This window comes from Bacillus sp. CD3-5, from assembly GCF_006349665.1.
Classification (GTDB): domain Bacteria; phylum Bacillota; class Bacilli; order Bacillales; family Bacillaceae_G; genus Bacillus_A; species Bacillus_A paranthracis.
The window spans coordinates 62,130-75,049 of the sequence record NZ_VEPX01000016.1 but is presented as its reverse complement, the minus strand read 5'-3'; the positions used below and the strand labels follow the sequence as shown (position 1 = coordinate 75,049).

At 36.2% G+C, this 12,920-nt stretch carries 8 protein-coding genes; 7 read left to right on the top strand and 1 reads right to left on the bottom strand.

Features of this window, described 5'->3' with window-relative positions; translation table 11 throughout:
- The first annotated feature begins 148 nt into the window (after positions 1-148).
- From FH036_RS23390 to FH036_RS23365, 6 genes are all read left to right on the top strand, one after another.
- A complete protein-coding gene (locus tag FH036_RS23390; RefSeq protein ID WP_000665331.1) occupies positions 149-2,077 on the top strand; it encodes an LTA synthase family protein in 1,929 nt (642 codons plus the stop codon).
- Between the two features lie 510 nt (positions 2,078-2,587).
- Positions 2,588-3,472 carry a D-amino-acid transaminase gene (locus tag FH036_RS23385; RefSeq protein WP_139896287.1) on the top strand — a complete coding sequence of 295 codons (885 nt, stop codon included), beginning with the start codon at positions 2,588-2,590 and terminating at the stop codon, positions 3,470-3,472.
- Between the two features lie 210 nt (positions 3,473-3,682).
- The gene (locus tag FH036_RS23380; RefSeq protein WP_139896286.1) at positions 3,683-5,452 is read left to right on the top strand and encodes a C40 family peptidase; all 1,770 of its coding nucleotides are present in this window, start codon (positions 3,683-3,685) and stop codon (positions 5,450-5,452) included.
- 345 nt (positions 5,453-5,797) lie between these two features.
- Positions 5,798-7,009, top strand: a complete 1,212-nt coding sequence (locus FH036_RS23375; protein ID WP_001051025.1) for a NupC/NupG family nucleoside CNT transporter — start codon at positions 5,798-5,800, stop codon at positions 7,007-7,009.
- 247 nt (positions 7,010-7,256) lie between these two features.
- Positions 7,257-8,012 carry a dGTP triphosphohydrolase gene (locus FH036_RS23370; RefSeq protein ID WP_000654293.1) on the top strand — a complete coding sequence of 252 codons (756 nt, stop codon included), beginning with the start codon at positions 7,257-7,259 and terminating at the stop codon, positions 8,010-8,012.
- On the top strand, positions 8,009-9,310 hold the full coding sequence (locus tag FH036_RS23365) for a glycosyltransferase family 2 protein (protein WP_000988770.1): 1,302 nt from the start codon (positions 8,009-8,011) through the stop codon (positions 9,308-9,310). Before FH036_RS23370 ends, FH036_RS23365 begins: the two co-directional genes overlap by 4 nt.
- A 564-nt stretch (positions 9,311-9,874) precedes the next feature.
- Here the strand turns inward: FH036_RS23365 and opuD are convergent.
- Entirely contained in the window at positions 9,875-11,392 is a 1,518-nt protein-coding gene (opuD, locus tag FH036_RS23360; protein WP_001229109.1) for a glycine betaine transporter OpuD, read from the bottom strand.
- 664 nt (positions 11,393-12,056) lie between these two features.
- Between opuD and FH036_RS23350 the strand changes: the two genes are divergently transcribed.
- Positions 12,057-12,920, top strand: coding sequence for a cell wall-binding protein EntA (locus FH036_RS23350; protein WP_000733322.1), 864 nt, complete (start codon positions 12,057-12,059; stop codon positions 12,918-12,920).

The window sequence follows — 12,920 nt, the reverse complement described above, 5'->3', positions numbered from 1 at the left end:
CACAAGAAACTAAAAGGGTATGCATAGTTATAGTCGTATATGGGTGAATATAGAACCTCTAATTATGGCCAAGAAAACTATGTATTTTTTATTTTAGCATTTTTCGCTCCAAAATCGACCAAGCCTGATAGAGAAAGGGTGGAAATGAATGAAAGAAACCTTGAAATCACAATTTCAAAATGTGCGTTTCACTGCATTCGTAGCTTTAGCCTTATGGTTGAAGACATATCTTATTACACGCACAAGCTTTGATTTAAAACTTGAATCTTTCATGCAAGAATTCATTTTATTCCTGAGCCCATTAGCAGCATCATTACTGCTTGTTGGTCTTGCATTATTTGCAAAAGGGAAAAAACGTAATTATATAGCACTTGGAATTAATTTTGTCTTAACAATCGTTCTTGTTGGTAACGTAATGTTCTACGGATTCTACAATGACTTCGTTACTTTACCAGTACTAGGACAAACATCTAACTTCGGAAGTTTAGGTTCTAGTGTAAAAGAATTGTTTAACTACAAAATTATCCTTGCATTTGCTGATATTATCGTATTCTTCATTTTATTGAAGAAGATGAAGAATTTTGCACCGACAGAACGTGTAGCACGCCCAATGCGTTCCCTATACTTCGTGTCAACAATTGCTATTTTCTTCGCAAACTTAGGATTGGCAGAAGCTGAGCGTCCAGAACTATTAACACGTTCATTCGACCGCGTTATGCTTGTTAAAAACTTAGGTTTATATGTACACCAAGTGTATGATCTTGGCTTACAAGCAAAATCAAGTTCACAAAAAGCATTTGCTGACGGCAGTAAGTTACAGGAAACAGAGAACTACGTAAAAACAACGCAAAGCAAACCAGATCCAAATATGTTTGGTACTGCAAAAGGGAAGAACGTAATTGTTGTCTCTCTTGAGTCATTACAAACATTCTTAATTGGTGCAACAGTTAACGGACAAGAAGTTACACCATTCTTAAACCAATTTACGAAAGAAAGTTATTACTTTGATAACTTCTTCCATCAAACTGGGCAAGGAAAAACATCTGATGCTGAATTCTTAGTAGATACTTCCATGTATCCACTAGACCGTGGTGCTGTATTCTTCACACACGGTAACAACGAATACACAGCAACTCCAGAAATTTTACGTCAGCAAGGATACTACACTGCAGTATTCCACGCAAACAACGCAACATTCTGGAACCGTAACATTATGTATCCGGCACTTGGTTATGATCGTTACTACAACGAGCTTGACTATAAGATTACGCCAGAAACGAAATTAAACTGGGGATTAAAAGATATCGAGTACTTTGATCAATCTATCGATATGTTAAAACAAGTGAAGCAACCGTTCTATACTCGCTTCCTTACTTTAACAAACCATTACCCATTCACTTATGATGACAATACAAAATTAATTGACGAATACAATTCTGGTGATGGCGTATTTGACCGTTACATGGTAACAGCTCGCTACTTAGACGAAGCAATGAAACACTTTATTGAACGTCTAAAAGCAGAAGGTATTTACGACAACTCAGTTATCGTATTCTACGGTGACCACTACGGTATTTCTGAAAACCATAACCGTGCAATGGCACAGTTCTTAGGAAAAGAAGAAATTACTGCATTTGACCATATGAACTTACAAAAAACACCGATGTTTATTCACGTTCCAGGTCAAAAAGAAGGTAAAACAATTTCAAAACCAACTGGTGAAATTGACATTAAACCAACTATTCTAAACTTACTTGGTGTAGACTCTACGAATGACGTTCGATTCGGTCATGACGTATTCTCACCTGACAATAAAGGGTTCGTTGTTCTTCGTGATGGTAGCTTCGTTACAGATAAGTACATGTACACGAACAGTACATTCTACGACCGTGCTACTGGCGAAGTTGTACAACTACCAAAAGAAGAATCTCAACCACTTATTGATCGTGCCCAAAATGAATTGAGCATGTCTGACAAAATCATTGAGGGTGACTTACTTCGCTTCTCTGAAAGCAACAAGATCAAAACTGGTGAAGTAAAGACAGCTATTAAAGAAGAAAAGAAGAGCGCTGAGTAATCTCAGCCTCTTTTTTTATATTCCTCCATACAATTACTTATATTCATTAACTTTAACATTACATAACCTTTACCAAATATTCATATAAAATTAATGAAGTATCTCTATAATAAAATATGTAAACGAGGTTCTATATATTTCTTATCTCTCATCTGTAATAAGATCCCTTAAAGAAATATGTGAATCGTTTATTTCTACTTTCTTATAATTGTCTTTCAATATGTTTTGTTTCCATACACAAAACATTCAATAAGACGATGTCCCTATGAAAGATAGCTACCCTCCTTGTGCAGCATTCCATAAGAATGTTGCTTTTTTTTATTTAAAAGCAGGATTCTTATTTCTTATTTTCGAATTTGTATATACGAAATGCTGTAAATCACTACCACTTCTCTACCATTTACAAATACATATACGTCATATGTAAAGAATTACTCACATAAAAATTACTGTAGTGATTTTTATTCCAAATGAATGAAAGCTTCACTTTACTTATGCACTTACGAAAGGATGGGACGAAAATTGGCATATGAAAGATTTGTACTTTGGAATGATGCAGTTATTGATACAACGAAACAAAAAACGTACATAGACCTTGAGGAAAGAGGCTTGCAATTTGGGGATGGTGTCTACGAGGTTATTCGTCTATATAAAGGGAACTTTCACTTATTAGATCCGCATATTACAAGATTATATCGCTCCATGGAAGAAATAGAATTAACACTCCCTTTCTCAAAAGCGGAACTGATTACCCTACTTTATAAACTAATCGAAAATAATAATTTCCACGAAGATGGAACGATTTATTTGCAAGTATCTCGTGGTGTACAAGCTCGTACCCATACGTTCTCATATGACGTCCCTCCAACAATCTATGCCTATATTACAAAGAAAGAAAGACCAGCGTTATGGATTGAATATGGTGTACGTGCTATATCAGAACCGGATACGCGCTGGCTACGCTGTGATATTAAATCATTAAACTTATTACCGAATATATTAGCTACTACGAAAGCGGAACGAAAAGGTTGTAAAGAGGCCCTTTTCGTACGAAATGGTACTGTAACTGAGGGCAGCCACTCTAACTTCTTTCTCATTAAAAACGGAAATCTTTACACACATCCAGCTAATCACCTTATTTTAAATGGCATTATTCGTCAATATGTTCTTTCTTTAGCGAAAACCCTTCGTATTCCAGTACAAGAGGAGCTTTTCAGCGTTCGTGATGTTTATCAAGCGGATGAATGCTTTTTTACAGGAACGACGATTGAAATTTTGCCGATGACTCATCTTGATGGAACCGCAATCCGAGATGGTCAAGTTGGCCCTATCACGAAAATGCTGCAACGATCATTTTCTCAGAGTTTGTTACAATCCAATATGTCATCTTCTTAAACACGAATAATTTCTATCCTTTCTACATTCAATATATGTATTTAAATGGAAATCAAGGTATAGATTTATACCTTGATTTTTTCTTGTAATCTTTTTGTCATATTCAGATTCCCGCATAAGTCTTGACAGTAATCGACATGCTCTTTAGAATTTTTAACAGTTGGTAAATATTTCTTCACTACATTACAGACAGAAAGGAATCGACAAATTATGAAAAAATACCTTGCCGGTCTTGCGGCAGTGTCTGTAGCAGGAGGAGCAGCACCTACACTTGATAGTGTTCAAGCTGCCCCTGAACAAAATACACAAAAAGCTGCTACAACTGTCCAAGCTTCTGCATCAAACAGCTCATCTTATACGGTAAACGCTAGCGTATTACATGTTCGTGCAGGATCAAGTACTTCTCACGACATCATCTCGCGCGTTTATAACGGTCAATCACTAAACGTGATTGGCGAAGAAAATGGTTGGTACAAAATTAACATGAATGGCCAAACTGGCTTTGTTAGTGGCGAATTTGTATCAAAAAATGGTGCGAGCAATTCAAATGTAAGTACAACAGGTGGAAAAAATAAAGTTACTGCTGATGTATTACGTGTACGTACCGCTCCTAACACTTCTAGTTCTGTTTCAGGACGTGTATATGAAGGACAAACATTAAACGTAATTGGTCAAGAAAATGGTTGGGTAAAAATCAATCATAATGGACAAGTTGGCTATGTAAGTGGCGAATTCGTATCTGGTGTTTCTTCTAATGCAGGTTCTTCAAACAACAATACGAATAATAACAACCAAGAATCTGTAAAACCAACAAGCGGAAACTATACAGTAAATGTATCTTCCCTTCGTGTTCGTACAGGTCCTAGCACTTCTCACACAACTGTAGGTTCTGTTACAAAAGGACAAGTCGTACAAGTTGTTGGTGAAGTTCAAGATTGGTTCAAAATCAATTATGCAGGCCAAACAGCTTACGTAAGTAAAGACTACGTAACAAAAGGCGGTTCTAGTGATAACGTTACACAAGGAAACAACCAAGATAACAAACAAGAACAAAATAATAATGTAACTGTCCAAACTGGCGGTACTTACGTTGTTAACGCAACATCTCTACGCGTACGTACAGGCCCTGCTACTTACCATAGCGTAATTGGTGGCGTATTAAATGGTACGACATTAAACGTAATTGGCTCTGAAGGTAGCTGGTTTAAAGTTAACTATCAAGGAAAAACAGGCTACGTTAGTAGCGAATTCATGAAATTCGTTAAAGGTGGCACTACTACTCCTGAGCAACCAAAACAACCTGAACAACCTAATCAAGGTGCAATTGGTGACTACTACATTAATGCTTCTGCCTTAAATGTACGTAGTGGTGAAGGTACAAATTATAGAATCATAGGCGCACTTCCACAAGGACAGAAGGTTCAAGTAATCTCTGAAAACTCTGGATGGAGCAAAATTAACTACAACGGCCAAACTGGTTATATCGGCACACGTTACCTTTCTAAAACACCAGTTGGTGGCGCAGTAGATAATAAACCTAACAACAACCAAAATAACAATCAAAACAACAACAACAACAACAACAACAACAACAATAACAATACAAGCAATAATAGCGGTGACAGTTCTTCCGTACTTGCATATGCAAAATCAATGCAAGGTGTACCTTACGTTTGGGGCGGAACTTCTGCTACTGGTGTTGACTGCAGTGGTTACATCTACCACGTATTTAAGAAATTTGGTCATAACATTAGCCGTCAAAGTGTTGCAGGATATTGGGGTAGCCTACCACAAACTTCAAATCCACAACCAGGTGACTTAATTTATTTCCAAAACACTTATAAATCAGGTCCTTCTCATATGGGTATTTACCTTGGGGGTGGATCATTTATCCAAGCTGGAGATAAAGGTGTAGCAATCGCTTCATTAAGCAACTCTTATTGGAGTAAGCACTTCTTAGGTTATACGAAAGCACCTTAAGTTATATTTTTAGAGCCTTCTAGATTACTAGAAGGCTCTTTTTAATGTGTATAACCTATTTCCTTTAAAAAATAATGTATCTATTTTCCTATTTCATACACTATATTCTACAATAATGATCCATAACGTTATCATAATGTATATTTTTACATAAAAAACATAACCTATTTCATGTCTAATCATTTCATATGTGTTTTTTTGAAGAATTTTCTTTTTATTTAAACTTTTCGTTAGACGTTTGACCTCTGATGTCCATTATGATAAGTTACTTAAGATGTTATATTTGCAGAAGTATAGACAACTGTTTTATACATTTTTTTACTATGAGGAAGGAGCATACACTGCATGAATCTTTTATGGGGAATTGGCGGCGTGATTGGAGTATTAGCAATCGCTTTCTTACTATCTTCCAACCGCAAAGCTATTAATTGGCGCACAATTTTAATCGCGCTAGCATTACAAATGTCATTTTCATTTATCGTATTACGCTGGGATGCCGGAAAAGCAGGTTTAAAACACGCTGCAGATGGCGTTCAAGGATTAATTAATTTTTCTTACGAGGGAATTAAGTTCGTTGCTGGGGATTTAGTCAACGCAAAAGGACCTTGGGGATTTGTATTCGTTATTCAAGCACTACTTCCAATCGTATTTATTAGTTCATTAGTAGCAATCTTATATCATTTCGGTATTATGCAGAAATTTGTTAGTATCGTTGGTGGCGCATTAAGTAAACTTCTTGGAACTTCTAAAGCAGAAAGTTTAAACTCAGTAACAACTGTATTTTTAGGACAAACTGAAGCTCCAATCTTAATCAAACCTTACTTAGCACGTTTAACAAATAGTGAATTCTTCGCTATTATGGTAAGCGGTATGACAGCTGTTGCTGGATCAGTTCTTGTCGGCTATGCAGCAATGGGTATTCCGTTAGAACACTTATTAGCAGCAGCAATTATGGCAGCTCCATCAAGTCTATTAATTGCGAAACTAATTATGCCAGAAACAGAAAAAGTAGATAATAACGTTGAACTTTCTACAGAGCGTGAAGATGCAAACGTTATTGATGCAGCAGCACGTGGTGCATCAGAAGGTATGCAACTTGTTATTAACGTAGCAGCAATGTTAATGGCTTTCATCGCATTAATCGCTTTATTAAATGGCCTATTAGGATGGATTGGCTCTTGGTTCGATATTAAACTTAGCCTTGATTTAATCTTCGGTTACTTACTATCACCATTTGCAATTTTAATCGGGGTTTCTCCTGGTGAAGCCGTACAAGCAGCAAGCTTTATCGGTCAAAAACTTGCAATCAACGAATTCGTTGCATACGCAAACTTAGGACCACATATGGCAGAGTTCTCTGCAAAAACAAATCTAATTTTAACATTCGCAATCTGTGGATTCGCAAACTTCTCTTCTATCGCAATTCAATTAGGTGTAACAGGAACATTAGCTCCTACTCGCCGTAAACAAATTGCACAATTAGGGATTAAAGCAGTTATCGCTGGTACACTAGCTAACTTCTTAAACGCAGCAGTTGCAGGTATGATGTTCCTATAAAATAAAGCAAGTCCCCTCTTTCTAAAGAGGGGACTTTTTATTTTCTTAGTATATATTAAATACTTTATGCCGAAATATAAAAACATTATGATACAATAATTATCAAGTCTGTTTATTTTTTCTTACAAAAGAGGGATACTACTTATTGTTGCTCTCTCAAAAAGAATATAGTCATCCGGTCTATTTCTTAATAATTGCGCATACTACAAGTATCCTTGTATGAATTATCTTTAAGGAGGAAAGTTTTGTGAAAGATAACTTCTATAAAGTCCTCTCTATGTGGATTTTACAAATTTTATTTTATTTTACAACTGTACATGTAACGCAATATGAGCATGCTCTCATTTTTACAATTATATATGTAATTGTTAATGTACTATTTCTATTTTTGCCTGATAAAACTGCATTTGTTTTCTTCATATTAGGAACCATTATTTCGGTATTCTACCTATTCTACCAAGCATGGCTTTACTTATGGAGTACATCAGAACAATGGGAATACATTATTACTCACTTCCTAATGGCAGCAAATTTCTTCATTGTATATATCTCCACTCATCTATTAAAGAAGGTTATTCATGAAAATAAAGAATTAACCGAACGTGTGAGAACGTTAGAACAATACATCGGAGAATCGAAATTATTAACAAGACAAGAATTCGAGAGACGACAAGCATTATTAATCAATGCAATGAATCGTCGTAATGAAACAGGCGTTATGATTTATTTTGATTTCACTTCCTTTAGTAAATATACAAAGGAAAGTGTTATGGACCGTGTAGCTTCCTTATTAGTTGAAACGGTAAGAGCTGACTTTGACCTTGTTGCTGAGTATGATAACAACACATTAGTCACTTTATTACAAAATACAAATGAAGCGGGTGCCGATATTGTAATGAACCGTCTACAGCCTAAAATGGAAAAATGGCTTGCAGATGAGGCTATTCAAGACATCAAGATTAAACGAGAACAAATCGCTACAAAAGGACCGAAGTTATTATGATGACACTCGTTATACTTCTTTTATTCCTTCTATTTTGCGTACTCGTTTTTTGGATCAGCATCACATTTTCAATTAAGTATGTACTTATTTTTACAGCCTTTCTATTCTCTGGCTTACTCGTTTACTATTCTTTCTTAACACTCGCAGGTTTAGTTCACCGAAGTAGGAAACAAAAAGATCGTACGCTAGAACATTACCCAAGCGTCGATATTTTAATACCAGCTCACAATGAAGGCGTCGTGATTAAGGATACTTTAGAGGCGATGGCAAAGATTGAATATCCAGGCAAACTAACTGTTTATTTATTAAACGATAACTCGCAAGATGAGACACCTGAAATTGGTGACGATTTTGACAAAGCTTATGCTCATATTCGTCACATTCGTGTTCCACCTGGTGAACCAAAAGGAAAATCACGTGTATTAAACTATGGCCTTAGTATTTCAGATGGTGAATACTTCTGTGTTTATGATGCAGATAACCAGCCTGAACCACATGCACTGCGAATGCTTGTAGAACACGCTGAAACAACCGAGGATGCTGTTGGAGCTGTTGGGCATGTTCGTACTGTAAATGAAAAAAGAAACTGGCTAACACGAATGATTTCGTTAGAATTTCAAATCTTCCAGCTCCTTATGCAATCCGGACGCTGGTTACTATTCCAAACAGGTTCACTAACAGGAACAAACATGCTTCTTCGTCGCGCTGCATTAGAAGAGCTTGGCGGCTATGACCCTTATGCAATTGCTGAAGATGCTGAATTAACATTACGAATTACACAAAAAGGTTATCTCCTGCCAATCGTTCCAGAGTCAATTACATGGGAACAAGAACCTGAGCATTTAAAAATCCTTATTAAGCAGCGTACACGTTGGCTTCAAGGGAACTTGTACATTTTAGAAAAAATGTTTTCTTCATTAAGTTTCTTTAAAGGAAAACTGCTCGTCCATTCTTTACAACAAGTTTTAGTGTATGTTGTATTTTGGTTATTCTTAATCATTTCGAACGTTTGGTTTGTAATTGGGTTACTCGGGATATTCCAAATTCAATATAGCATTCCACTACTATTTATGTGGTATGTCGCATATGTTACATATGTTTCTCAATTATTTAGTGCCCAAAGTGTGGAACGAACCTTTACACCAACTAATATTTTTATTAGTGTTATCATGTACTTTACGTACGCACAGCTCTTTACGTACTTATTCATTCGTAGCTTAATTTTATACTTACGTGCAAAAAGCAAGAAACAAGTCATTGGCTGGGATAAAACTGTTCGATTCAAAAAAGATAAATAATAAAAATAAGCACAGAGCGCCGTATGCTCTGTGCTTATTTATTGCCGTATAAATTATATATCAGACAATACCCCTTAGCTGAAAGTAATTTCACGTCCATCCCCCAACGAACGATCGACCTTCATTTATATACGAAAAAGTGATTGCTATTTTTGTAGAACCAATTGCTTCTCTTGCTGCTCTTTGCGCGTTTCAGTCTTAGGTTCCGTGCTTTCTTGGACACTACGATGTGCCACACGTTTCAAACAAATATGCTTCCACTTTCTTTCGTAACGTTTCATTATTCTAGATGTCCCCCTTGAATGCGCTTTAAAACTATTTGAAATCGCTTACAGGAAATAATATAGCACATATATATAAACGTGACAACACATTTCCGACAATTTTTTGTCAAAAATACGAATAGAATTTGCAAAACATCGAACATTGTCGAAATATATCGATTTTCATTCATATAAAAGGCATACTACTAATATAGTAAAGTATTTTATTTCCCTTACTTGCAGTTCAAGTTCCTTCTATATAAAAAAAGAGCTGATACATAATCAACTCTTTTTCCTTCTATTATTTATGACGCTTCATACGCCCTTCTGTTTGTAACTCTTTAAATAATGCTGCCATCATAAAGAAAATAACGAAGACGAATGGGAATGCTGCAATGATAGCTGCCGTTTGTAAGGCTTCTAATCCACCTACATATAATAAGATAGAAGCTAGAGCAGCTAAAACGATACCCCAGATCATTTTAATGCGATTTGGTGGATTTAAACTACCATGTGTCGTTAACATCCCTAAAACGAATGTCGCTGAATCTGCAGATGTAATAAAGAATGTAGAAATAAGAAGAATAGCTAGAACAGATAACGCTGATCCAAAGCTTCCCATCTGATCAAACATGGCGAATAATCCTACTTCTGTTCCCATCTCTTTAATTTTTTCAAAGATATGTGCATCACCGAACAGTTCCATATGAATACCAGTCCCGCCGAAGACTGAGAACCAAAGAGCACCAATTATTGTCGGTACGAGTAACACACCGATAACAAATTCACGAATGGTACGCCCTCGTGAAACACGAGCAATAAATGTACCTACGAATGGTGACCATGCAATCCACCATGCCCAATAGAAAATTGTCCATGATTGAATCCATTGATTTCCGCCTTCATCTAATGGACTTAATCGGAAACTCATACTTGGCAATTCCTGAATATAAGAACCGATTGTCGAAGTGAAGTAATTCATAATAAAGTTTGTTGGACCTGCAAACAATACAATAATCATAAGTGCAAACGCAAAAATAATGTTTGTATTACTTAAATATTTAATTCCTTTATCAAGACCTGTTTGAGCAGATAACATAAATAACACTGTTACGATTGCAATAATGACTAACTGCGTCGTTAATGAGTTCGGGATAGATGTTAAATAACTAACACCACCGGCAATTTGTTTTGCGCCAAGACCTAATGATGTTGCCACACCAAACACAGTCGCGAAAACAGCTAACACATCAAATAAATGAGCAATACGTCCATGGTCCCCGCCTTTAAATAACGGCCCTACTGTCGCACTAATTGTACTTGCTTTTCCTTTTCTAAAAGTAAAGTAAGCAATACAAAGCGCTACAAATGCATATAGTCCCCACGGATGTAATCCCCAATGGAAAAATGAAAAACGCAGAGCAAGACGCGCACTTTCCTCAGTTGCACCTTCTCCAAACGGAGGCGCGTATAAATGGTTTAATGGTTCGGCAACGCCCCAGAAGACTAAGCCGATACCCATACCAGCACTAAATAACATAGCAAACCATGTCATATAACTATAATCAGGCTCGTCATCATCTTTACCTAAACGAATAGAACCGTATTTCGAAACAATTAAAAAGATAGACACACCTAAAATAATAGAAACAGAAATAATATAAAACCATCCAAACTTACTAACTAATGCAGTTTGAATTGCGGTTGTTACATTTCCTAAGCTACCTTTTCCGATAATAGATTCGGGAATAATCCCCCAAATTGTAAATGCAATACATAATGTTAATGAAACGATGAATGTTTTTGTCAGTTTCCTCATCAAATCCCCCTTCGTAGGTTTTACTTTTATAAATAACATTAATTCCGATATGTAAAATCGGATAGAAAACTATAATTTTGCGGTGATTTTTTTACTTTCACCTTCACCAACTAGAATTCTGATGGACAGCCTTACCTTCCGTATAATCTTTTCACTCTGCAAGAGCTATAAGATCGAAATACTGCTGTCAAATTGTGCGAGAAAAATGCGGATGGGAATGTATTTTCCCAAAAAAGGATGTGTTACAGATGTAAAAAAGGGCATTTTTCTTCCTTGCAACCCTTTCTCTTTGTAACAATTATGCGGTTTTTTTGCTAGTATATAGCACGTGTTTATAGTTTCACAAACGAAATGTTTATGTTTATATAACTATATTACCCATAAAACGGTAAAATACTCAAGGAATGTAATCGTTTAGTAAACATTATGTAACACTCCTGTAATATTTTTATTTACACCGAAAACAATACGTTGTATTAAATATTTTGAATATAAGTAGAAACCTACTAATTATATAGAATGAAAAACGCTTTCCTATATTTTTTGTTATATTACAGCATGTTAACGACTTATTACGAATGGTTTGTAATTGTGTGTTTTCCCGAAATCCGAAAAAATCTGTTGCTATAATGAGGACACGAAAACAAACGCAATGGAGGCTATCATGAAAAAATTAATTGGAATAGCAACAGCAGCAGTTTTTGGTCTTGGGATTTTCACATCATCTGCTAATGCAGAAACTGTTGTAACAACAGACGTACTAAATGTACGCGAAAACCCTACTACTGAATCAAAAGTTGTCGGTAAATTACTAAACGGTAATAAAATAGATGTTCAAAATACAGAGAACGGATGGTCAAAAATCACTTTAGATGGTAAAGACGCATTCGTAAGTGCAGAGTTCACTAAAAGCATCTACTACGTAACAGCTAACGTATTAAACGTACGTGCTGAAGCGAACACAAACTCAGAAATTCTTGGGACGCTTAAGAAAGATGATATGATTGAAACAACGAACCAAGTACAAAATGAGTGGTTACAATTCGAATATAACGGAAAAACAGCTTATGTTCACGTTCCTTTCTTAACAGGTACAGCACCTGTTATTGAGAAACAAGAACAACCTGCTCCTGCTAAAGCGCAAGCACCAGCTCAAGCACCTGCAAAACAAGCTGCTAAGCCTGCTGTAAAGGCTGCTGAAACTAGCACACCTTCTGGTGGTCGTGAGTTAACAGTTGTAGCTACAGCATATACAGCTCATCCGAGCGAAAACGGTGGCACATATGGCGGCCGTGTATTAACTGCAATGGGTCATGACTTAACAGCGAACCCAAACATGAAAATGATCGCTGTTGACCCGAAAGTAATCCCATTAGGATCTAAAGTATGGGTAGAAGGTTACGGAGAAGCTATCGCTGGAGATACTGGCGGTGCAATTAAAGGTAACCGTATCGACATCCTACTTGGATCAGATAGTGCTGCTCAAAAATGGGGCCGCAAAACTGTTAAAGTGAAAATTTTAAAATAA

Coding starts and splice junctions, on each gene's coding strand:
- FH036_RS23380 (WP_139896286.1), top strand. CDS start 3,683: ATGAAAAAATACCTTGCCGGTCTTGCGGCAGTGTCTGTAGCAGGAGGA.
- FH036_RS23375 (WP_001051025.1), top strand. CDS start 5,798: ATGAATCTTTTATGGGGAATTGGCGGCGTGATTGGAGTATTAGCAATC.
- FH036_RS23385 (WP_139896287.1), top strand. CDS start 2,588: ATGGGACGAAAATTGGCATATGAAAGATTTGTACTTTGGAATGATGCA.
- opuD (WP_001229109.1), bottom strand. CDS start 11,392: ATGAGGAAACTGACAAAAACATTCATCGTTTCATTAACATTATGTATT.
- FH036_RS23350 (WP_000733322.1), top strand. CDS start 12,057: ATGAAAAAATTAATTGGAATAGCAACAGCAGCAGTTTTTGGTCTTGGG.
- FH036_RS23365 (WP_000988770.1), top strand. CDS start 8,009: ATGATGACACTCGTTATACTTCTTTTATTCCTTCTATTTTGCGTACTC.
- FH036_RS23390 (WP_000665331.1), top strand. CDS start 149: ATGAAAGAAACCTTGAAATCACAATTTCAAAATGTGCGTTTCACTGCA.